The 21,530-nt window shown below is 75.1% G+C and carries 16 protein-coding genes and 1 pseudogene; 11 read left to right on the top strand and 6 right to left on the bottom strand.

Annotation, left to right across the window (positions count from 1 at the left end; translation table 11 throughout):
• Positions 1 to 67: 67 nt before the first annotated feature.
• The 6 genes from cobM to cobC are packed head-to-tail and all read left to right on the top strand — an operon-like array spanning position 68 to position 6,516.
• Positions 68 to 877, top strand: coding sequence for a precorrin-4 C(11)-methyltransferase (cobM, locus tag ACGFMP_RS27455; RefSeq protein WP_393675682.1), 810 nt, complete (start codon positions 68 to 70; stop codon positions 875 to 877).
• A 4-nt stretch (positions 878 to 881) separates the two neighbouring features.
• Positions 882 to 2,114: a precorrin-6y C5,15-methyltransferase (decarboxylating) subunit CbiE gene (gene cbiE, locus ACGFMP_RS27450; protein ID WP_393675754.1), complete on the top strand. Its 1,233-nt coding sequence runs from the start codon at positions 882 to 884 to the stop codon at positions 2,112 to 2,114.
• Positions 2,111 to 3,958 carry a precorrin-3B C(17)-methyltransferase gene (gene cobJ / locus ACGFMP_RS27445; protein WP_393675681.1) on the top strand — a complete coding sequence of 616 codons (1,848 nt, stop codon included), beginning with the start codon at positions 2,111 to 2,113 and terminating at the stop codon, positions 3,956 to 3,958. Before cbiE ends, cobJ begins: the two co-directional genes overlap by 4 nt.
• Positions 3,955 to 4,554, top strand: coding sequence for a precorrin-8X methylmutase (locus tag ACGFMP_RS27440; RefSeq protein WP_393675680.1), 600 nt, complete (start codon positions 3,955 to 3,957; stop codon positions 4,552 to 4,554). The genes cobJ and ACGFMP_RS27440 overlap by 4 nt, the downstream gene beginning before the upstream one ends.
• Complete coding sequence (locus ACGFMP_RS27435; protein ID WP_393675679.1) at positions 4,551 to 5,447, top strand: sirohydrochlorin chelatase; 897 nt, start codon at positions 4,551 to 4,553, stop codon at positions 5,445 to 5,447. Before ACGFMP_RS27440 ends, ACGFMP_RS27435 begins: the two co-directional genes overlap by 4 nt.
• Positions 5,431 to 6,516, top strand: coding sequence for an Rv2231c family pyridoxal phosphate-dependent protein CobC (gene cobC / locus ACGFMP_RS27430; protein ID WP_393675678.1), 1,086 nt, complete (start codon positions 5,431 to 5,433; stop codon positions 6,514 to 6,516). Before ACGFMP_RS27435 ends, cobC begins: the two co-directional genes overlap by 17 nt.
• Here cobC and ACGFMP_RS27425 read toward each other — a convergent pair.
• The 4 genes from ACGFMP_RS27425 to ACGFMP_RS27410 form a co-directional block, all read right to left on the bottom strand.
• Positions 6,491 to 9,514 carry an ABC transporter substrate-binding protein gene (locus ACGFMP_RS27425; protein WP_393675677.1) on the bottom strand — a complete coding sequence of 1,008 codons (3,024 nt, stop codon included), beginning with the start codon at positions 9,512 to 9,514 and terminating at the stop codon, positions 6,491 to 6,493. The two genes, cobC and ACGFMP_RS27425, sit on opposite strands and share 26 nt — an antisense overlap.
• A gap of 205 nt (positions 9,515 to 9,719) precedes the next feature.
• The gene (locus ACGFMP_RS27420; RefSeq protein ID WP_393675676.1) at positions 9,720 to 10,994 is read right to left on the bottom strand and encodes an SCO1860 family LAETG-anchored protein; all 1,275 of its coding nucleotides are present in this window, start codon (positions 10,992 to 10,994) and stop codon (positions 9,720 to 9,722) included.
• A 378-nt stretch (positions 10,995 to 11,372) separates the two neighbouring features.
• Positions 11,373 to 12,452, bottom strand: coding sequence for an amidohydrolase family protein (locus tag ACGFMP_RS27415; RefSeq protein WP_393675675.1), 1,080 nt, complete (start codon positions 12,450 to 12,452; stop codon positions 11,373 to 11,375).
• Between the two features lie 37 nt (positions 12,453 to 12,489).
• Complete coding sequence (locus ACGFMP_RS27410) at positions 12,490 to 13,461, bottom strand: GlxA family transcriptional regulator (protein WP_393675674.1); 972 nt, start codon at positions 13,459 to 13,461, stop codon at positions 12,490 to 12,492.
• Positions 13,462 to 13,532: 71 nt separating this feature from the next.
• Between ACGFMP_RS27410 and ACGFMP_RS27405 the strand changes: the two genes are divergently transcribed.
• Entirely contained in the window at positions 13,533 to 14,933 is a 1,401-nt protein-coding gene (locus ACGFMP_RS27405; RefSeq protein WP_393675673.1) for an MFS transporter, read from the top strand.
• A 235-nt stretch (positions 14,934 to 15,168) separates the two neighbouring features.
• On the opposite strand, the gene ACGFMP_RS27400 is transcribed toward ACGFMP_RS27405, so the two are convergent.
• Entirely contained in the window at positions 15,169 to 16,683 is a 1,515-nt protein-coding gene (locus ACGFMP_RS27400) for an aldehyde dehydrogenase family protein (RefSeq protein WP_393675672.1), read from the bottom strand.
• A gap of 127 nt (positions 16,684 to 16,810) precedes the next feature.
• Between ACGFMP_RS27400 and ACGFMP_RS27395 the strand changes: the two genes are divergently transcribed.
• The 4 genes and pseudogenes from ACGFMP_RS27395 to ACGFMP_RS27380 all read left to right on the top strand — a co-directional run bounded on the left by ACGFMP_RS27395 (position 16,811) and on the right by ACGFMP_RS27380 (position 20,178).
• Positions 16,811 to 17,581, top strand: a complete 771-nt coding sequence (locus ACGFMP_RS27395; RefSeq protein ID WP_393675671.1) for an IclR family transcriptional regulator — start codon at positions 16,811 to 16,813, stop codon at positions 17,579 to 17,581.
• A gap of 47 nt (positions 17,582 to 17,628) precedes the next feature.
• Positions 17,629 to 18,423, top strand: a complete 795-nt coding sequence (locus ACGFMP_RS27390) for a class I SAM-dependent methyltransferase (RefSeq protein ID WP_393675670.1) — start codon at positions 17,629 to 17,631, stop codon at positions 18,421 to 18,423.
• Positions 18,424 to 18,568: 145 nt separating this feature from the next.
• Positions 18,569 to 19,135: pseudogene (locus ACGFMP_RS27385) on the top strand (SigE family RNA polymerase sigma factor); the annotation flags it as partial.
• A 140-nt stretch (positions 19,136 to 19,275) separates the two neighbouring features.
• Positions 19,276 to 20,178, top strand: coding sequence for a hypothetical protein (locus tag ACGFMP_RS27380; RefSeq protein WP_393675669.1), 903 nt, complete (start codon positions 19,276 to 19,278; stop codon positions 20,176 to 20,178).
• Positions 20,179 to 20,338: 160 nt separating this feature from the next.
• Here ACGFMP_RS27380 and ACGFMP_RS27375 read toward each other — a convergent pair whose 3' ends face one another.
• On the bottom strand, positions 20,339 to 21,529 hold the full coding sequence (locus ACGFMP_RS27375; protein WP_393675668.1) for a hypothetical protein: 1,191 nt from the start codon (positions 21,527 to 21,529) through the stop codon (positions 20,339 to 20,341).
• Between the last annotated feature and the right edge of the window lies 1 nt (position 21,530).

Raw genomic sequence — 21,530 nt, 5'->3', positions numbered from 1 at the left:
TCACGGCGATCGGACGTCACCCGGCGCCCGGCCCCGGCCGGCGCCGCGCGAGCGGAGAAGCGAACGGATGGACACGATGAGCGGCAAGGTCACGATCGTGGGAGCGGGGCCCGGCGCCGCCGACCTGCTCACCTTCCGGGCGGCCGCCGCCATCGCGGCGGCCGACATCGTCATCTGGGCGGCGAGCCTGGTGCAGGCGGCCGTCCTCGAACACGCCAGGCCGGAGGCGGAGATCCTGGACTCGGCGACGATGTCGCTGGAGGACGTCGTCGCGGTCTACGAGCGCGCCCGGCGCGAGGGCCTGCGCTGCGCGCGCATCCATTCGGGCGACCCGGCGTTGTGGGGCGGCACGCAGGAGCAGGTCGACCGCTGCGCGGAGATCGGCATCGAGGTGGAGATCGTGCCGGGCGTGTCCTCGTTCTCCGCGGTCGCGGCGGTGGCGGGGCGGGAGTTGACGATCCCCGAGGTCGCCCAGTCGGTGGTGCTGACCCGGCTGGGCGGCGGCAAGACCCCGATGCCGCCCGGCGAGGAGGTGCGGGAGTTCGCCCGGCACGGTACGACGATGGCGGTCTTCCTGTCCGCGGCCAGGTCGGGGCAGCTCGCCGCGGAACTGCTCGAAGGCGGCTACCCCACGGACACGCCGGTCATCGTCGCCCACCAGGTCAGCTGGCCCGAGGAGTTGCTGCTGCACTGCACGATCGCGACGCTGGAGGAGACGGTCAAGGCGCACCGGCTGTGGAAGCACACGCTCTTCCTGGTCGGTCCCGCGCTGTCCGCGTCGGGCACCCGGTCGCATCTCTACCACCCCGGGCACTTCCACGGCTTCCGGCGGGCCGACCCCGACGCGCGGCGCGAACTGCGCAAGTCCCGTGGCTGACGCGGTGATCACGGTCGTCGGCACCGGAACGGGCGGCCCGCCCGCGGTCATCGGCGCCGCCGACCTGGTGGTCGGCGCCGCGCGCCACCTCGACGCGACGGAAATCCCGCACGGGGCTGCGCGGCTGGTCCTCGGGCCGCTGGCTCCCGCACTCGACGTGATCGGATCCTACGTCGCCGAGGGCCGCCCGGTGGCGGTGCTGGCCTCCGGCGACCCCGGCTTCTTCGGCATCGTCAGGGCGCTGGGGGCGCGGTTCGGCGCGGCGGCGCTCGACGTGCGGCCGTCGGCGCCCTCGGTCGCCGTCGCCTTCGCCCGGGCCGGGCTGAGCTGGGACGACGCGGTGGTGGTCAGCGCGCACGGGCGGGATCTGCGCACCGCGGTCAACGTGTGCCGTGCGCATCCGAAGGCGGCCGTGCTGACCGGGCCCGGCGCCGGCCCCGCGGAGTTGGGTGCGGCCCTGGCGCGTACCGGAGTGGCCCGCACCCTCGTGGTGGCGGCCGGGCTCGGCACCGGCGGTGAGACGGTGGTCGCCGTCTCACCGCGGGAGGCGGCCGGGCGGGACTGGGGCGACACGGTCAGTGTGGTGCTGTGCCTGCGGCCGGACCCGGTGCCGTCGGCAGCGGTGACGGTCGCGGGGCCCGCGGTGGCGCCCGCGCGATGGGCGCTGCCCGAGGAGGAGTTCGCGCACCGGGACTCCATGGTCACGAAGTTCGAGGTACGGGCGCTGGCCCTTGCACGGCTGGGGCCGCGTACCGGTGAACTGGTGTGGGACGTCGGGGCCGGGTCCGGTTCGGTGGCCGTGGAGTGCGCGCGGTTCGGCGCGGCCGTGATCGCCGTCGACAAGTCCGCGGAGGCGGTGGACCGGGTGCGGGCCAACGCCGCGGTCCACGGGGTGGACGTGGCGGCGGTGGTGGGCGGCGCGCCCGGCGTCCTGGCCGAACTGCCCGACCCCGACGCGGTCTTCGTCGGCGGCGGCGGGTCCGACGTGGCGGCCGTCGTGGCCGCGTGTGCCCGGCGCGCCCGGCGCGCGGTGGTCGTGACCCTCGCCGCGGTGGACCGGGTCGCCGAGGTGCGTGCCGCGCTCGGGGCGGCGGGCCTGGAAGCGGACGGCGTCCTGCTCCAGTCCTCCCGGCTCGCACCGCTGCCCGGCGGGGTCACTCGGCTCGCGGCGGCCAACCCCGTCTTCGTCCTGTGGGCCGAGCGGCCCGCGTCCCGTACCGAAGGAGTCTTCGCGTGATCGGCCTCATCTCCGCCACCGCGGCGGGCAGGACCGGCTGCGACCGGCTCGCCGCCGCGTGGCCGTGGAACACCCGCCGCTACGACGGCGCCCCCGTCCGCGACCTGCTCGCGACCGCCTTCGCCGAATGCGACGAGCTGGTCGTCTTCCTCGCCACCGGTGCGGCGGTCAGGCTGCTGGCCCCGCTGCTCGCGGGCAAGGAGTCCGACCCCGCGGTGGTGACGGTGGACGAGGCGCACCGGCACGCGATCGCCCTGCTGGGCGGCCATGCCGCCGGGGCCAACGCCCTGGCGGAGGCGGTGTCCACGGTGCTGACGACGACACCGGTCATCACCACCGCGACCGACGCGACCGGCACGCCCGCGCTCGACACCCTGCCCTACCCCGCAGAGGGTGCGATCCCCGCGGTGACCCGCGCCCTGCTCGACGGCATTCCCGTCCACCTGCACGAGGACTCCGCCTGGCCGCTCCCCCCGCTGCCGACCACCCCGCCCCCGGGCGGAAGCACCCCGCAGCCCGGCTCCGCCGCCGCCCCCGCCTCCGCGCCCGCAGGGACCGGCGAGGGCGACACGGGCGACGCCGGGACCGCCGGTGGCGCGGAGCCCGCGCGGCCGGAAAGCGCCGCGTCGTTGCCCGGCCCGGCGGGAGCCCACGTGGTGTGGGTGACGGACCGGGTGGTCGAGGGCGGGGAGCGGGCCGTCGTGGTGCGGCCGCCCTCCGTGGCCGTGGGCGTCGGCGGGAGCCGGGGGGTCACCGCGGGGGAAGTGATCGCCCTGGTCAGGGAGTGCCTGGCGGAGGCGGGGATCGCGGAGGCGAGCGTGTGGACGATGGCCACCGTCGAGGCGAAGGCCGGCGAGGCCGGGATCGTGGCGGCGGCGGATCTGCTGGGGGTGCCGCTGGTCACGTTCGCGGCGGCCGTCCTCGCGGAGGTCGCCGTGCCGAACCCCTCGGCGGCCCCGCTGGCCGCCGTCGGCACACCGTCGGTCGCCGAGGCGGCGGCCCTCAGCGCGGCCGGCCCGGGCGGCGGACTCGCCCTGGAGAAGCGGAAGTCCGCGATGGCCACCGTCGCGCTGGCACGGCGCAGGCCGCGCGGCCGGCTGGCGGTCGTGGGCCTCGGGCCTGGCTCCAGGGACCTGCTGACGCCCCGCGCGGCGGCGGAATTGCGGCGGGCCTCGGTGATCGTCGGCCTCGACCAGTACGTCGCGCAGATCCGCGACCTGCTGCTGCCCGGCACCAGGATCCTGGCCTCGGGCCTCGGCGCCGAGGAGGAGCGGGCCCGCACCGCGGTGGCCGAGGCCCGCGCGGGGCACGCGGTCGCGCTGATCGGCAGCGGTGACGCGGGCGTGTACGCGATGGCCTCACCGGCGCTGGCGGAGGCCGCGGACGACATCGACGTGATCGGCGTGCCCGGGGTGACCGCGGCCCTCGCGGCGGCGGCCCTGCTCGGCGCGCCGCTCGGCCACGACCACGTCTCGATCAGCCTGTCGGACCTGCACACCCCGTGGGAGGTGATCGAGCGCCGGGTGCGGGCGGCGGCGGAAGCCGACCTCGTGGTGACCTTCTACAACCCGCGCAGCCGGGGCCGCGACTGGCAGTTGCCGAAGGCGCTGGCCCTGCTGGCGGAACACCGCGAACCGGGGACACCGGTCGGTGTGGTGCGGGCCGCGTCCCGCCCGGACGAGGAGGTCACGGTGAGCACGCTCGCCGACGTGGACCCTTCCACGGTGGACATGGTCTCGGTGGTCACGGTCGGCAACACCGCCTCGCGGATCGTCGCGGGCCGGATGGTGACGCCGCGCGGCTACCGCTGGCAGGCCGGCCCCCGGACCGGAGGCGACGCGTGAACCGCACCGTCCACCCCATCGAGCAGGAGTCCTTCCGCATCCTGCGCTCCCGCCTGGACACCTCGGCCCTGCCCCGGCTGCACCGGGCGGTGCTGGAGCGGGTGATCCACTCCAGCGCGGACCTGGGCTACGCCGACGACCTGGTCGCGGACGAGGCGGAACTGGCCGCGGCGCACACCGCGTTGCACGCCGGCGCCCCGATCGTGGCGGACGTCGCCATGGTCGCCGCGGGGATCACCGGCCGCCGGGCGGTGTGCCGGCTCGCGGACGCGGTGGCGGGCCACGGGCTGACCCGCAGCGCGCACGCGGTCCGCCTCGCCTACGAGGAGGTCGGCCCCGGCGCGGTGTGGGTGATCGGCTGCGCACCGACCGCGCTGGAGGAACTCCTCGTGTTGGACGCCGCTCCGGCGCTGGTGATCGGCCTGCCGGTGGGTTTCGTGGGCGCCGCGGAGAGCAAGGCGCACCTGCGGGCGTCGGGCCTGCCCGCGGTCAGCAACATCTCGGAGAAGGGCGGTTCCGCGGTGGCCGCCGCCGCGCTCAACGCGCTCCTCTACACCCCCGCCGCAGCACACGAAGCCAAGGAGAACCCCCAGTGAAGCCTCCCGCACTCCTCCTCGTCGGTCACGGCACCCGTGACGAGGCGGGCGCGACCGCCTTCCGCTCCTTCGTGGCGCAACTGGGCGCCGCACACCCGAAGTTGCCGGTCGGCGGCGGCTTCATCGAGCTGTCGCCGCCGCCGCTGGCCGACTCGGTCGCGCGGATGGCGGCCGCGGGGGTGCGGGACTTCGCCGCGGTGCCGCTGGTGCTGGTCTCGGCGGGGCACGCGAAGGGCGACATCCCGGCGGCGCTGGCCAGGGAGAAGCAGCGGCACCCTGGCACGTCGTACGCGTACGGGCGGCCGCTGGGGCCGCATCCCGGGCTGCTCGCGGTGCTGGAGCGGCGGGTCGACGAGGCTCTCGCGGGCGCCGACCGGGCGGGCGCGACGGTGCTGCTGGTCGGGCGCGGCTCGACCGACCCGGATGCGAACGCCGAGGTCTTCAAGGTGGCGAGGCTGCTGTGGGAGGGCAGGGGCTACGCGGCGGTGGAGACCGCTTTCGTGTCGCTGGCCGAGCCTTCGGTGCCCGCGGGCCTCGAACGCTGCCGGCTGCTGGGCGCGCGTACGGTCGTGGTGCTGCCGTACTTCCTGTTCAGCGGGGTGCTGCCGGACCGGGTGCGGGAGCAGGCCGCGGGGTGGGCGGCCGGGCAGGACGGCGTCGACGTGCGGTGCGCCGACGTGATCGGCCCCGCGGACGAGCTGGCGGAGCTGGTGATGGAGCGCTACCGCGAGACCGTCGAGGGCGATCTGCGGATGAACTGCGACAGCTGCGTCTACCGGGTGCGGATGCCGGGGTTCGAGGACCGGGTGGGTCAGCCGCAGCAGCCGCACCACCACCCGGAGGACCCGTCCCACCCGCACGGCCACGGTCACCACCATGCTCACACCCACTGAGCGCGGCGCGCAGGCCGCCGGCGGCGGGTACGACCTGGCCCACCACGGCGACGCAGAGGTGGGCGAGGGCCTGGTCGACCTGGCGGTCAACGTCCGCGCGGGCACCCCGCCGCCGTGGCTCGCCGAGCGGATCGCCGCCTCGCTGAGCGGACTTGCCGCCTACCCGGACGGCCGGGCCGCCCGGCGGGCCGTCGCGCTGCGGCACGGCAGGGCGGACGAGCGGGAAGTACTGCTGACGGCGGGCGCGGCGGAGGCCTTCGTCCTGCTCGCCAGGGCGCTGCGGCCGCGGCACGCGGTCGTGGTGCACCCGCAGTTCACCGAGCCGGAGGCGGCGCTGCGGGCCGCTGGCCACCCGGTGCACCGGGTGCTGCTGGCGGCCGCCGACGGTTTCCGGCTGGACCCGGCGGCGGTGCCCGCGGACGCCGACCTGGTGGTGCTCGGCAATCCGACGAATCCGACCTCGGTCCTGCATCCGGCGTCCCTGGTACGGGAGTTGGCGCGGCCCGGGCGGACGCTCGTGGTGGACGAGGCCTTCATGGACGCGGTGCCGGGCGAGCCGGAGTCGCTGGCGGCGGCCCGTGACGTGCCGGGGCTGCTGGTGCTGCGCAGCCTCACCAAGACCTGGGGGCTCGCCGGGCTGCGGATCGGCTACGTGCTCGGTGCGCGGGAGCCGATCGCCGCGCTGGAGCGGGCGCAGCCGCTGTGGGCGGTCTCCACGCCCGCGCTGGCGGCGGCGCGGGCGTGCGTGGGCGCCGACGCGCTCGCCGAGGCGGCCGCGGCGGCGGTGGAGGCGGCCGCCGACCGGGCGTACCTGCTGTCCCGGCTGCGGGACTTCCCCGCGGTGCGGGTCGCGGGCGACTCCCCCGCCGCGCCCTTCGTGCTGCTGCGGATGCCGGCCGCGGGGCAGGTCAGGACGCGGCTGCGGGCGCTGGGCTACGCGGTGCGCAGGGCTGACACCTTTCCCGGACTCGGCCCCGACTGGCTGCGGGTGGCGGTCCGCGACCGGCGTACCACCGACGGTTTCGCCAACGCTTTGGCCACCGCTACGGCTGAACTCCCAGCGCCGTGACGTCGAGCCCGCCGAACACCTGCTGTTCGTAGGCGTTGGTGAGCCGGCTGCCGCGGTAGACCAGGTGCCGCTGGTGGATCAGCGGCACCAGCGTGGAGTCGCGGGTGGCGGCGGCGTCGACGGCCTTCCACTTGGTGGCCCCGTCGGCGGGGTCGGCGGCGGCGTCCGCCTGCTCGACCAGGTCGTTCAGGTCGCTGTCGTCGAGCGCCGCGTAGTTGTAGATGCTGCCCGGCTCGATCAGGGCGCGCAGGTAGCCGCCACCGGTGGGCCAGTCGCCTGCCCAGGCGCTGAGGATCATGCCCCAGCCCGCCTGCTTCACCTTCGCCGGCGAGTACAGCGTCTCGTAGAAGGTGCCCGCGGGGAGCTGGACGATCTTGGCCTTGATGCCGACCGCGGCGAGCGAGTGCTGGAGGGCCTCCTGGGCCGCCTGGGAGGTGGGCGAACTGTTCGAGGCGGCGAGGGTGACGTCGAATCCGCCGGGCTTGCCGCACGCCGTCAGCTCCTGCCGGGCCTTGGCCAGGTCCGGCTTGCCGTCGGCGGAGCCGAACGGGTGGGCTTGCGGGTCGTAGCCGTCGACGACCGGCGGCAGCATCGTGTTGGCGACATCGGCGCCGTTCGCCCCGCCGTAGACGGTGCGGATCGCGGACCGGTCCACGGCGTACTGCACCGCCTGGCGGCAGGCCGCGTTGTCGAACGGGGGCACGCTCGTCTGGAGGCTCAGGTAGCGGGTGATCCCGGTGGAGATCAGGTCGGCGCCGGCCTTCAGCGACGGATCGGCGAGCACCTTGGCCTCGCCGGAATCGGACAGCGCCGCACCGTTCAGGTCCAGGTCGACGCTGCCGGACAGCAGGGCCTGGTCGACGGTCTCCTGGCTGGTGTACAGCTCCACGTCGATGGTGTCGGGCAGCGCGGAGCGGATGGGGTCGGTGGCCGGGTTCCAGTGCGTGTTGCGGACCATGTGCACGGACTTGCCCGCGTCGTAGTTGTCGACCCGGTAGGGGCCGCTGCCCATCGGGTGCTTCTGGAAGTCCTTGCCGTCGCCGGTGTCGGCGCTCCGGGGGACCGGCGCGCCCAGGGGCAGCGCCAGTACGTAGCGGAAGTCCGCGTAGGGCTTGGCGAGTTTGAAGACGACGGTGGAGGCGTCGGGGGTGGTCACCGAGCGGAGCCCGAGCTTGTCGGGGTCGGAGTCGCGGTAGGGGCCGGGGTAGTGCTGGCCCTGGTCGAGGAGGTCCACCAGGTAGCTGGGACCGGCGCTGAACAGCGTACGGTCGAAGGTGCGCTCGACCCCGTACTTGACGTCCTTGGACGTGAGGGGCGAGCCGTCTTCGAAGGTGAGCCCCGGCTTGAGCCGGAAGGTCCAGGTGCGGCCGTCCGAGCTGACCTTGCCTGTGTCGGTCGCGAGGTCAGGGACGAGTTCGCGGCCGCCGGCTCCCGGCTGCGGCGCGTAGTCCACCAGCTTGCGCAGGTAGAGGCGCTGCAGATTCCACGAGGGCTGGGTGTAGACGGCCGCCGGGTCGAGCATGGCCTCCTCGGGGTTGGACTGGGCGATCTTCAGGGTGCCGCCCTTCTTGTCCGAGGGGTGCACCACGCCGTCGAGACCGCCGCCGAATCCCGAGCCCTCCTTGCCGCCGTGCCTGCTCAGCGCGGTGCTCTGGCCGAGCGTCGTCGTCGGCCGCTGGGTGGGCGGCGTCGGGTCTGCCTTGTCCTTCTTGCTACCGAGCGGGGCGAAGGCCAGTGTCACGGACACGGCGACGGCGGCGACGGCCACCCCGGACCCGGCGGCTATCCACCGGCGCTTCCTGCGCCGTGCCGGGTCGAACTGCCCGCTGCCGCCTGTGCCGTTGATCGGCGGCGGGGTGTTCGGCTGGTAGGGCGGCGGCAGCGGCACCTGCGGCTTGAGCGCGTACGCCGGGTGCTCGACGGCCACCGCCGGCGGCGGGGTCGACTCCGGGGCGGCGCCGAACGGATTCGGCGTGGCGGGAGCGGGCGGGGTGTGCGGCGCGGGCGGGGTGCCGGGCTGCGCCGCGGCCGGTGCGGCGGCGGGGAAGGACGGGAGCCCGGCGCCGTAGGTGGCCCGCGGGTCGGCGCCCGCGCCGCCCAGCGGCCGGGTCGCGCTGTCACCCTCGGGCGGCACGGCGGGCCCGGCCAGCAGCGCGGCGTGGCCGGCGAGGGTCAGCCAGGAGCGCAGCCGGTCGCGGAAGACCGCCGCGTCGAAATGCCGGGCCGCCGGGTCCTTGGCGAGCGCGGTGAGCACCAGCGCGTCCAGCTCCTGCGGCACCCCGGAGTTGCGGCTGGAGGGTGCCGGGGGCGCGGTGTGGACGTGCCAGTACATCAGGTTGAGCGGGTTGCCGTCGGTGAACGGCGGTCTGCCGGTGAGCAGTTCGGTCAGCACACAGCCGACGGCGTAGACGTCGCTGCGGGCGTCGACCTCGGCGCCGTTGATCTGCTCGGGCGACATGTAGCTGGGGGTGCCGATCGCCGACCCGGTCGTGGTCAGCCGCGCGTCGGCGTCCAGGACCCGGGCGATGCCGAAGTCGGCGACCTTGACGACGCCTTCCGAGGTGACCATCACGTTGGCGGGCTTCACATCGCGGTGGACGGTGCCGCGGCTGTGCGCGTGGGCGAGCGCGTCGAGGATGTCGCAGGTGATCCGCGCCGCCCGCTCCGGACTGAAGTGGGACGCCTGACGGACCAGTTGGGAGAGCGTGCCGCCGCGCACGTACTCCATGACGAGAAACGGCACCACCTCGTCTCCGTCGCGGACCTCGTCCTGGTCGTGGACGGTCACGATGCCGGGGTGGTTGAGCGCGCCGGCCGCCTGGGCCTCGCGGGCGAAGCGGCGCCGGGCGTCAGGATTGCCCGCCAGGTCGGGCAGCAGCGTCTTGACCGCGACGGTGCGGCCCATCCGGGTGTCGTGGGCCCGGTGGACACGGGCCATACCCCCTGCGCCGAGCAACTCGGCCAGTTCGTATCGTCCCGCGAAAAGCCCGTCCGTCATGCCCGCCCCGCCCGCCTGTGCGCTCAGCGCCCGCTGTGTCCTTGGCCCCCAGCGCCGAACTGGGATACACGTACGTCAACTCATCAGGACCTCGGACGAGTTGCCGGTCAGGGCAAAGCCTAGAGGGCGGCGCGTGTGGTACGGCGCCGCCCTCCTGCCTTTCGTTCCCCCCTTGTGACCTTGCTACGGGTCGGTCTCCGTCCGGTCAGTCCTGCGAATCGGCGGCGCCCGCGGTCCTGCGGCGCCGGGCGGTCAGCAGATACGTGGCACCGCCCGCGGCCACCAGGCCCGCGGCGCCGATCGCCAGGTAGGGCGTGCTGGAACTGGCTCCGGTCTCGGCCAGGTTGCCGGTGTCGGGGCCGGTCTGGGTGAGGGCGCCTGAGGTGCCTGCCGAGCCGGACGCGCCGGTGGAACCGCCGGATCCCGTCGAGCCTGAGGTGCCGCTGCCGGTGGTGGAACCGGTGGTCGAGCCGGAGGTGGAACCGGCCGTGCTGCCGCCGGAGGTGGAGCCGGTGGTGCTGCCGGTGGTCGAGCCAGTGGTGGACCCGGTCGTGGAGCCCGACGTCGAACCGGTGGTGGAGCCGGTCGTCGAGCCAGTGGTCGAACCCGTCGTGGAACCGGTCGTGGAACCGGTCGTGGAGCCCGTCGTCGAGCCAGTGGTGGAACCGGTCGTGGAGCCAGTGGTCGAACCCGTCGTGGAACCGGTCGTCGAACCGGTGGTCGAGCCGCCCGACGTGGAGCCGCCCTTGTGCGGGGTCTTGCAGGCCGCCTGGGCCAGCGTCACCTCGCCGCTGACCTGGGCCACTCCCAGCGCCAGCGGGTTGAGGCGGACCTTGAGCCGCAGCGCGGTGGCCGCCGCGGTGTCCGAGGTGGTGGAGGTCTTGCTGAGGTCCAGGCTGACCCGGCCCACCCCGGGCACCGCCAGGTCCGTGGTGCCGGTCGCGCTGACCGCGATATGCCTTCCGAGCACCGTGAGACCGGCGAACTCGGCATGCGCGGTGGGCCGGTGGCCGGCCTGGCAGGTGGCCTTGGCGGTAATGGTGTCGACCTTGACCAGGGCCAGCAGCGGCAGCCCCGGCACATGCACCTGGGCGTGGACGACGTCGGCGTAGCCCTCGGCCTTGTGCGCGTCGGCGGTGGCGTTCGCCGTGGCGACGTCGGCCCGCAGGATGCTGACGCCGTGGCCGTGCTCCACGCCGCTGCCGACCTTCACGGTGAGCGTGGTCTGTCGTGCGTCGGCGGGCGCGTGCACGTCGTTCAGCGAGACGTTCACGGGGACGTCGACGGTCCTGCCGAGCAGCGAGACGTCCAGCCCGGCGCGCAGCACGACCGCGCTGGACGTGCCGCCGCCCGCGGCGCCCGAGGGTGTCGCCTGCACGGCGGGTGCGAAGGCCGCGGCGCCCGCGGCGAGGGCGACGGCCGCGCCGATGGCGGCGGCCGGACGGCGGACGGGCAGGCGGTGGTTGTTGGTGCGGTACACGGTGTGGGACCCCCACGGGTGGCATGCGGAAAAGATGGATTCCCCGGCCGCAGGTGGAAGTTGGGGACAGCTGCCGGGGCGCTAAGGCAGCAATGTTTACGCACTGAGAGTGAATCCGCGGCTACGCGCTGCCAGTTCACCCATAAGGGTGGTTTCCGTGCGCGTCTTCGAATCACCTGGCACGGCCGTTCCCCCGCACCACCCGTCCGGCGGGATGACCGGCCGCGGCCGGGTTGACGTACCGTGCCGCCAGGTCCGCGCGGAGGATGCTCAACGCCCGGTGCGGGCGCGGCGTCACGGGCCGGTCAACAGCACGCCCGCACACGGCGGCGGCGGCGTACCGCACGACCCGCCCCCGCCTGCGCAATCGCCGCCAGGTCAGCCCACCACGGTGCCGCGCAGCACGATCCGGCGCGGTGCGGCCAGCACCCGCACGTCCGCGCGCGGGTCGGTCTCGTAGACGACCAGGTCGGCGGGCGCGCCCTCGGTCAGGCCCGGCCGGCCCAGCCACTCGCGGGCGCCCCAGGTCGCCGCGGACAGCGCCGCCTCGACCGGCAGGCCCGCGGTGACCAGCTCCTCGACCTCGGCGGCGATCATCCCGTGCGGGAGGCTGCCGCCCGCGTCCGTTCCGGCGTAGACGGCGATGCCCGCGTCGTAGGCGTTGCGCACCGTCTCGTGGCGGCGGGCGTGCAGCCGGCGCAGATGGTCCGACCAGCGGGGGAACTTGGCCTGGCCCGAGTCCGCGAGCCGGGGGAAGGTCGCGATGTTGACCAGGGTCGGCACGATGGCGACACCGTGCTCGGCGAAGAGCGGCACCGTGTCGTCGGTGAGCCCTGTGGCGTGCTCGACGCAGTCGATGCCGGCGGCCACCAGGTCGGCGAGCGAGTCCTCCGCGAAGCAGTGCGCGGTGACCCTGGCGCCCTCCTCGTGGGCGGCCGCGATCGCCTCGGCCAGCGCGTCGGCCGGCCAGCAGGGGGCGAGGTCGCCCTTGTCGCGGTCGATCCAGTCGCCGACCAGCTTGACCCATCCGTCGCCGCGCCTGGCCTCCCTGCGTACGTACGCGGCCAGGTCGCCCGGCTCGATCTCGTGGGCGTAGTTGCGGATGTAGCGGCGGGTGCGGGCGATGTGCCGTCCCGCCCTGATGATCCGCGGCAGGTCGTCGCGCTCGTCGGTCCAGCGGGTGTCGCTGGGCGAGCCGGCGTCCCGCAGCAGCAGCGCACCGGCCTCCCGGTCGGCGAGCGCCTGCTTCTCCGCGGTGTCGTGGTCGACGGCCCCGTGCGCGTCGAGGCCGACATGGCAGTGCGCGTCGACCAGGCCCGGCAGCGCCCAGCCGTCGACCGCGACGGCCTCCGCGGCCGGCCGCAGGTAGGTGATCCGGCCGCCGACCACCCACAGCTCGTCGCGTACGTCGTCCGGTCCGGCCAGGATCCGGCCCCTGATGTGCAGCACGTCGCCCATGACGGCACTGTACGAGGTCGGCACCGGCGGGCGGCGGTCAGGCCGCGGTCACCCTGCTGAAGGCGCTGCGGTAGTCGCTGGGCGTCAGGCCGACGCGGCGCAGCAGGTGCTGGCGCAGCGAGTCCGCGGTGCCCAGGCCACTGGCCCTGGCGACCTGGTCCACCGGCAAGGTGGTGGTCTCCAGCAGCTCGCGGGCCCGTTCGACGCGCTGGTGCAGCAGCCACTGGAGCGGGCTGAGACCGGTCTCGGCGTGGAAGCGGCGGGTGAGGGTGCGGACGCTGACCGCCGCGTGCCGGGCCAGGTCGGTGAGCGTGAGCGGCTGGTCGAGCCTGGTCATCGCCCAGGCGCGGGTGTCGGCGAAGGACGTGCCCTTCTCCGCCGGCAGCGGTGTCTCGGTGAACTGCGCCTGCCCGCCCGGCCGTACCGGAGCCACCAGGGCGTGGCGGGCGACGCTGTTGGCGATGGCGGCGCCGTAGTCGGTGCGGATGATGTGCAGGCACAGGTCGATGCCGGCCGCGTAGCCGGAGGATGTCAGCAACTGGCCGTCCTGCACGAACAGGACGTCGGGCTGGATGTCCACGGCCGGGTAGCGGTCCGCCAGTTCGCGGGTGTAGGTCCAGTAGGTCGTCGCCCGGCGGCCGTCGAGCAGGCCCGCCTCGGCCAGCAGGAAGGCGCCGGTGCAGATCGAGGCGACCCGCTTGCCCGCGGCCGCGGCGTCGCGCAGCGCGGCCAGCACCCGCGGGTCGGGCTCGGCCTTGGAGCCGGTGCCCGCCACGATCACCGTGTCGGCACGGTCCAGCGCTTCGAGACCGCTGCGGATGACCACGTCCGCGCCGCCGCTGGTGCCGACCACGCCCGGCTCCGGGGTGCACAGCTCGACCTCGTAGCCGGGCCTGCCGTCCACCTCGACCTTGGCGAAGAGCATGTCGGGCACGGCGAGGTTGAACATCGACACCGGCTGGGCCCCGATGACCGCGACGCGGTGCGGACGGTGGGCGGCGACAGGCATGGCCAGAACCTCCGGGTGTTTGGCATTGCGGCCACTACTGTACGACGCCGGGCGCGGCCAGGCTGATGGGCATGTCACAGGACCTCACCGCACCCGCCGGGCAACTCCCCTCCCCCACCAGGGGCGTGGCACCCGCCGGGCGACCCGCGTCCGCCGGCCGCACCCTGGCCGCGGCGCTGCTCGGCTTCTTCCTCATCACCCTCGACGCCTCGGTCGTCAACGTGGCGCTGCCCGCGATCGGCGGCGACCTGCACGGCGGACTCTCCGCGCTGCAGTGGGTGGTGGACGGCTACACGCTGGCCTTCGCCGCGCTGATGCTGTCCACCGGCGCGCTGTCCGACCGGATCGGGGCCGGGCGGGCCTTCACCGGCGGCGTCGCGGTCTTCGCCGCCGCCTCGCTGGCCTGCGGCGCCGCCCCCGGGCTCGGGGTGCTGATCGGGGCCAGGGTGCTACAGGGGGCGGCGGCGGCCGTCGTGCTGCCGTCGTCGCTAGCCCTGGTCAGGCAGGCCTACCCCGACGCCGCCGGGCGGGCCCGGGCGATCTCGCTGTGGGCGGTGGGCGGTTCCTCGGCCGTCGCGCTGGGACCCGTCGCCGGCGGGGCGCTGACCACGGCGTGGGACTGGCGCGGCATCTTCCTGGTGAACCTGCCCTTCGCGGTGCTCACGCTGCTGCTCGCATCCCGCGCCCGGCAGGCCGCCCGCCGCCCGGCGCCGCTGGACGTGCCGGGGCAGCTCACCGCGGTGCTCGCGCTGGCCGCACTGACCTTCGCGGTGATCGAGGGCGGCAGGGCCGGCTGGGCCGCCGCGGGCGTGGCGGCGGTCGCGGGCGCGGCCTTCTTCGTGATCGAGTCCCGGCACCCGCACCCGGTGGTGCCGCTCGGGCTCTTCCGCAATCCCGTCGTCACCGTCTCGATCGCGGCGGGATCGGCGCTGAGCGTGGGCTTCTTCGGGATGTTCTTCGTGCTCGGCCTGTTCTTCCAGGAGTTGCGGGGGATGTCCGCGCTCACCGCCGGGCTGATGTTCCTGCCGATGACGGTGCTGATCTCCAGCGTCAACGTGATCTCGGGGCGGCTGTCCAACCGCTACGGGCCGCGGGTGCCGATGATCGCGGGCCAGGCGCTGATGGCGGCCGGGCTCCTGCTGCTGCTTCCCGTCGGTCAGGGGACACCGGCCGGCCTGCTGGCCGCGGCGATGGTCCCGCTGGGCCTGGGCGGGGCGCTCGCGGTGCCGCCGCTGACCGCGGCGGCGATGGGGGCGGTGCCGGCCGAACGAGCGGGGCTGGCGGCCGGCGTCCTCAATGCGGGCCGCCAGGTCGCGGGCGCGCTGAGCGTGGCGCTCTTCGGCTCACTGGTCGCGGACCGCGCGCACTTCCTGTCCGGCATGCGGCTGAGCCTGCTGATCGCGGCCGGGCTGGTCTCCTTGACGGCCGTCGCCACGGCGGTCGCCCTGCGCGGCCCCCGGCACACCGTGTGACGGCGCCCAGCCGCGCGGGCCGCCCGCGCGGCTCTCCCCCGGCGGGCCTGGCCCACCCGGCGCGGGGACCCGCGGGCACGGTCCACCGCCACCAGCGGGGCCGCAGGCCCCGTGCGCGGGCGCCGGCCCTACGGCACGGGACCCGTCCGCCGCGCCGCCCGTCCGGCTCGCGGGGCGGGCAGCCCCTGGACGCGACAGGGCCGCCCTCCCCCGGCGGCGGCAGGGGCCGCAGCCGTTATGCGCGGGCTCCGTCGACGCGGCGGGGGACGCCCAGGGGGTTGCCCTCGCGCAGCTCGGCGGGGAGGAGGGCCGCAGGCGTGTCCTGGTAGGCGACCGGGCGGAGCCATCGCTCGATGGCGGTGCCGCCGACCGAGGTGGACGTCGAGGTCGTGGCCGGGTAGGGCCCGCCGTGGTGCTGGGCGGGGGCGACGGCGACGCCGGTGGGCCAGCCGTTGACCAGGACGCGTCCGGCGACAGCGGTGAGCCGGGAGAGCAGGGCGGCCGCGGCGCCGCCTTCCTCCTCGGCCTCGGCGGAGCCGAGGTGCGCGGTCGCGGTGAGGTTGCCCGGCAGCCGGTCGAGTACACCGGCCAGCTCATCGGCGGACCCGTACCGTACGACGACCGTCAGCGGCCCGAAGCACTCTTCGAGGAGGAGGTCGGCGAGGTCGGCGGCGGCGACGGTGACGAAGCCGGGACGTACCCCTGTGTCGCCGTCGCCTGCGGCGGCGACCGGGGTGGCGGCGCCGGGCAGCGCGGCGCGGGCGGCGGCGCCTTCGAGGAACCTGCCCCGCATGCGGGCGTCGAGCAGCACGCCGGCCGGCGCGTCGGCCGCACCCGCGGTGAGCGCGGCCAGCAGCCGGTCGCCGTCCTGGCCTGCCGGGGCGAGCAGCAGGCCGGGCTTGGTGCAGAACTGCCCGACGCCCAGGGTGAAGGACCCGGCGAGCCCGCTGCCGATCTGCTCGGCCCGCTCGGCGGCGGCGGCCTCGGTGACGACGACCGGGTTGAGGCTGCCCAGCTCGCCGTAGAAGGGGATCGGCTGCGGGCGGGCGGCGGCCGCGTCGTGGAGGGCGCGGCCGCCGGGCACGGAGCCGGTGAAGCCCGCGGCGGCGACCAGCGGGTGGCGGACCAGCTCGACACCGGCCTGGAAGCCGTGCAGCAGCACCACCGTGTCGGCGGGCAGTCCGACCGAGACGGCGGCCCCGCGCAGCAGTTCGGCGCAGAGCGCGGAGGTGGCCGGGTGGTCGGGGTGAGCCTTGACGACGACCGGGCAGCCCGCGGCGAGCGCGCTGGCGGTGTCGCCGCCGGGGACGGAGAAGGCCAGCGGGAAGTTGCTCGCGGCGTAGACGGCGACGACGCCCAGCGGGATCTTCATCCGGCGCAGGTCGGGCCGCGGGATCGGCTGCGCGGCCGGGTCGGCGTGGTCGATGATCACGTCGAGGAAGGCGCCCTCGTCCACGACGTCGGCGAAGGCGCGCAGCTGGTAGGCGGTCCTTGCCAGCTCGCCCGTCAGGCGGGGCACGCCGAGTGCGGTCTCGGCGTCGGCGGCGGCGACGACCTCGGCGGCCGATTCCTCCAGCGCCCCGGCAGCGGCCCGCAGCAGCCGGGAGCGTACGCTGCGGTCGGCAAGGGCCGGGATCGCGGCGGCGGCGGCGCGGACGGCGGCGTCGACATCCTCCGCCGTGGCCTCGACGGCGACCTGCTCGTGCTGCTTCCCGCTACGGGGGTCGACGCTCCAGACTGGTACTGCCACCGGAATAACCTCCACATTTCCGTACTGCATACCGTCGTCGTTCTATATACTGAACGACGTCTTCACATGTGAATCTCAGGGGAGCCTACGTCCGGGCCTCCCGGCCGAACAAGAGGGGTCGAGCGCAATGGGTGCTGCCGAGGGAGCCGGTTCCCAGGTCAAGTCCGCGGTCCGCACGGTGGAACTGCTGGAGTTCTTCGCGGGCCGGCCCGGCATGCACAGCCTGGCGTCCGTGCAGGAGTCGGTCGGCTACCCCAAGTCCAGCCTCTACATGCTGCTGCGCACGCTGGTCGACCTGGGCTGGATCGAGACCGACGCGACCGGCACGAGGTACGGCATCGGGGTGCGCGCGCTGCTGGTCGGCACGTCCTACATCGACGGCGACGAGGTGGTGGCCGCCGCCCGGCCCACGCTGGACCGGATGTCCGACGACACCAGCGAGACGATCCACCTGGCGCGCCTGGACGGCACGAGCGTGGTCTACCTCGCGACCCGGCAGTCGCAGCACTACCTGCGCCCGTTCACCCGGGTGGGCCGCCGGCTGCCCGCGCACTCGACCTCGCTCGGCAAGGCGCTGCTCGCCACCTACACGGACGAGCAGGTGCGCAAGCTGCTGCCGGAGACGCTGGAACCGCTCACCGAGCACACCCACACCGACCGGGAGAAGCTGATCGAGGAGCTCTCGGTCATCCGCGAGCAGGGCTTCGCGGTGGACCGCGAGGAGAACACGCTGGGGCTGCGCTGCTTCGGCATCGCGGTCCCCTACCGGACGCCCGCGCGGGACGCCGTCAGCTGCTCGGTGCCGGTGGCGCGGCTCACCTCAGGGCACGAGCAGATGATCAAGGACGCCCTCTTCGACGCGCGCGACCGCCTCCTGCTGGCCACCAGGCGCCTGTGACCGGGCCCCTCGGGGGCGGCTGCGGAGCCCCGCCGTAGGGTCGGAGCATGGGCAACGATGGAACCGGGTACGACCCGGAGCTGTACGCCAAGCGCAGCGCCTCGTTCGGGGCGGCGGCCGCCGAGTACGCCGCGCACCGCCCCGACTACCCCGCGCAGGCCGTCGCGTGGGCGCTGGCGCCCGCGGCAGGAGAGCCGGACGCGGGCCTCGACGTCCTGGACCTGGCCGCGGGCACCGGCAAGCTGAGCCGTGTCCTGATCGCGCTCGGCCACCGGGTGACGGCGGTGGAACCCGACCGGGCGATGCTCGCCGAACTGCGCCGCGACGTGCCGCAGGCCACCGCGCTGGTCGGCACGGCGGAGCGGATCCCGCTGCCGGACGCGTCCGTGGACGCGGTGCTGGTCGGTCAGGCCATCCACTGGTTCGACCAGGAGCGCGCGCTGCCCGAGATCGCCCGGGTGCTGCGGCCCGGCGGCCCGTTTGCGACGCTGTCCAACGCCGACGACGACCGGGTCGAGTGGATCGCGGGGCTCGGCGAGGTCTCGCCGAGCCAGGTGTCCTTCCTCGGCTGGGCCGCGAACCCGTCCCGCAGGATCGAGCCGCACCCGGCCTTCTCCGCCGCGCAGGACGCCGACTTCCCGCACACGCTGCGGCGTACCGCCGAATCGCTGGTCGCGACGGTGGCGACCCACTCGCACCTGCTGGTGATGGAGGACGCCGAGCGCGAGGCGGTCAAGGACCGCATCAGGGCCTATCTGCGCTCGCGACCCGAGACGTCCGAGGGCGAGTTCGACCTCCGGCTGGTGACCCGGGTCCAGCGCTGTGTACGTGCCGGCGGCTGATGCCACCGGCAATCTCCTGATCACACCGCGTTCACCAGCGGTTACCGCCGGGAAGTTGTGATTCCGGACCTCTGCCCAGAGCCTTTCCCCGCTGCTACGCTCTCGCCGCGCCGTGGCGGGGAGGTCCGGGCAGGAAGAGGTGACCGTGGGCACTGCCGTCGACGACGATGCCGCCGCGTTCCACGCGTTCTTCGAACGGCATTACGCCGAACTCGCCCGTCTGGCACACCTGCTGACGGGGGAGGCGGACGCCGCTGACGACCTGGCGGCGGACGCCCTGGTGGCGCTGTGGCGGCGCTGGGACCGGGTGCGGACAGCCGACCACCCGGTGGCGTACGCACGCGGCGTGGTGGCCAACCTGGCGCGTTCCCGTATACGCAGCGCGGTGCGCGAGCGGCGCCGGGTCGCGCAGTTCTGGTCGCAGCGCACGGAGCGCACCGAGGGGCCCGACCTGCCGGCGGTGCTCGACCTGCGCGAGGCGCTGCAGCGGCTGCCGTTCCGCAAGCGGGCGTGCGTGGTGCTGCGACACGCGTTCGACCTGTCGGAGCGTGACACGGCGGCGGCGCTGGGCATCTCGGTCGGCACGGTCAAGAGCCAGACGTCCCGCGGCATCGCGGAGTTGGAAAGGCTGCTCGAACCCTGGCCGGCCGATGCCGGTACGGTGCAGGGAGCCGGATCGGCGGCCGTGCAGGATCCCGCCGGTCCTGAACGCCTGCCGCGCGCCGGGCAACCGGACGGCCCGGCCGGCGCGGCAAACGGCGCTGCGGGTGAAATCGGCCCGGGCGCACAGCGATTGCTGGGTGCGGCGGGTCCTGTGACTCGTGCTCGTACTCGTACGGGACGGGGAATGTGATGACCGATCTGCCGGAGCGGCTGCGGAACGCGGCCGACGCCCACCGGCCCGACAGGGAACGCATGCTGGCCAGGGTCGAGCACGCCATGGCCGAGGACGGCGTGGGGGGCGGCGCGCACGAGTCCGGCGCCAGGGGCCACGACCGGCCGCCCGCCGCACCCTGGATGCGGGTGACCGCGGTGACCGCGGCGGTGGCGGGTGCGATCGGCATCGGGGGCCTGGCGGTGGGCGCCGTGACCGGCGGCAGCCAGCCGGGCGGTTCCGTCGTCACCTCGGGCGACACCGGCACCACCCAGCCGCCCCCCGCCGCCTCCGGCACCTCGGGCAGCGCGGTCCCGCGGGCACCGGTCACACGGCACAGCGGTACGGCCTCGGGGCGCCACAAGACCTCCGCGCCGCACAGCACGGCCGCCGGACGTACTCCCCCGGCGGCGCCGACCTCGCAGCCGCCGCCGGCCGGCACCCACGGCACCGCGACCGGCACCCCCGGCGCACCGGCCGGCGGGTCCGCGCCGGCGGCGAGCAGCGGGCCGCTGTCGTCCAACGGCGGCATCGCGGCCGCGAGCAACGACTACTGGACGCAGAGCGACATCGAGCTGACCACCAGTCAGGTCCTGACGTCGCTGACCGTGGAGCTGCGGATCGCCGTGCACAACGGCGAGACCAGCACGGGTTCGTGGACGTCGGTGTCGGACCGCACCGCGCCCCGCACGACGGTGGAGGGCCAGGACCTGGTCTACCGCTGGACGCTCGACGCCGGGCAGACCCTGGGCCCCGGCACGTACACCTTCTCCGGCCAGTTCAACCACGACCAGGGCCAGGGCGGCACCGACGGCGACCGCTACACGGTGACGGCCGGCTACGGATCGGGCGCCACGGTGACGGTCGGCGGCGGTTTCTGAGCCGTCCCGCCCCGGCGCCGGGAAATATCCCGGAAATAAATCCGGGGAACACGGCAACCTCCCATGCCCCGGTGGCGACTTGGGTATGCACGACCCCCCTGCCTCACCGGCCGGTGATGCTCCGGGGCGCGGCGGTACCCCCATGATCGCCGCGCTCCGGTCAACCGGCGAGCAGGGCCGCGCGCACCGCCGCGAGGTCGGCGTCCGAGGCAAGTCCCGCGTGGTAGAGCCGCAGTTGGGTGGCGCCGAGCCCGGCGGCGTGCGCGGCGTCGGCGGCGAGCGTGCCGGGGCTGCCGCCCATGCCGGACACCACCGCGAAGTTGGCGGCCACGACGGTGCCGGGACCCGCGTGCGCGGCGACCGGGGCGAGCACCGCCTCGCGGCCCGCGGCGCCCGCCGGGCCGCCGGGGCAGGGCAGCACCAGGCCGTCCACGTGCCCGAGGATCCGGTCGGCCCGCACACCGGCGTTGGCCCCGCAGCGGTGGACGGCCGGATCGGCGTGCATCAGCACCTGGAAGCCGGGGGCGGCGGCCGCACGGACCGCGGCGACGGCCTGCTCCTGGAGGGAGGCCGCCGTCTCCGTACGCCACGCGAGGGTCAGCGCGGCCCGCTCGGCGCCGAGCAGCCGCTCGATGCCGGGCAGCCCCGCCGCGTCGCTGCCGTCCGCCCACACCGGCTCCATCGCGCCGCGGACGGCCGCCGCCAGCTCCTCCGGGTCGGCGCCGAGACCGGCGTAGCCGTCCCGGCAGGACGGGCAGAAGCACAGCGACATCAGGTACTGGGCGGCGTCCCCGAGCGGCACACCGCCGATCTTGTCGTGGGCGTGCAGGTGCGCCAGGCCGTACCAGCCGAGCGACTCCAGTTCCGTGCCGCCCGCGCCGGGGCGTACGGCGGCTTCGGCCGCGAGGTCCAGCAGGTATTCGCGGACCGCCGGCCGGGCGATGCAGGGCGCCCACGGGTAGCGGTCGCCGTAGGCGTTGACGACGCTGGTGTCCGGGTGCTCGGCGCCGAGCCTGGAGTTGTGGGCGAGCACCACCCAGGTGTGCACGTCGAGGCCGGCCGCCCGCAGTTCCGCAGCGGCGGCGGCCCAGGCGTCATCCGCCCCGGCCCATCCGCCCGCGGGGTACGGCCGCAGTTCGCGTCCCTGCCAGCGCTTCCCGTCCGGCGGGTAGAGCGCGGCGGCGTACGCGGCGGTGACCACCCGGTGCCGGGGGTGGCGCGGGGTGAGCGCCCGGGTGGAGTGGTAGGCGGCGGCCAGCGTGACCTGCTGCACGCCGAGTTCCGCGATCCGCCCGGCGGCGGCCGGGTCGCCGATCACGTCCCAGGGGTAGACGAAGGCGGAGGCCCGCATG

The sequence above is a fragment of the Streptomyces sp. NPDC049040 genome (assembly GCF_043197715.1).
In the GTDB taxonomy this organism is placed as follows: Bacteria; Actinomycetota; Actinomycetes; order Streptomycetales; family Streptomycetaceae; genus Actinacidiphila.
The sequence above is the reverse complement of the archived record's forward strand: the minus strand, read 5'-3'. Positions and strand labels throughout refer to the sequence as shown.